The sequence below is a fragment of the Corallococcus sp. CA041A genome (genome assembly GCF_003612075.1).
In the GTDB taxonomy this organism is placed as follows: Bacteria; Myxococcota; Myxococcia; order Myxococcales; family Myxococcaceae; genus Corallococcus; species Corallococcus exiguus.
The window spans coordinates 1-380 of the sequence record NZ_RAWF01000783.1; the positions used below are offsets into that span (position 1 = coordinate 1).

A 380-nucleotide genomic window follows, 5' to 3' on the forward strand; every position below is an offset into this window, starting at 1 on the left:
GGGGATGACTCCGGATTTTCAGTGCGTTCCGGACCTTGTCGCTAGCAAGCCAGCGCCCACGAAATCCTGTGGGAGCTGGCTTGCCAGCGATAAGGCCCTCAATGACTGTCATTCTCCCGGCTCAAGCACTATAAGAAAAACCAATAAACCTCATCCCGCATTAGGAAAAATGATGTTCGACTACAAGCTGCTTTCGGCCCTCGCCGCGGTCATCGAGCAGGCCGGCTTCGAGCGCGCCGCGCAGATGCTCGGTCTGTCGCAGTCGGCCATTTCCCAGCGCATCAAACTGCTCGAAGCGCGGGTCGGCCAGCCGGTGCTGGTCCGGGCCACGCCGCCGACACCCACCGAGATCGGCCGGCGCCTGCTCAACCATGTTCAGC

The 380-nt window shown here is 61.1% G+C and carries 1 protein-coding gene; it reads left to right on the forward strand.

What is annotated here, in order from left to right; translation table 11 throughout:
• Positions 1 to 169: 169 nt before the first annotated feature.
• Positions 170 to 380, forward strand: a 211-nt coding sequence (locus tag D7V77_RS43060; RefSeq protein WP_199734044.1) for a LysR family transcriptional regulator, incomplete at its 3' end; no start/stop codon positions are given.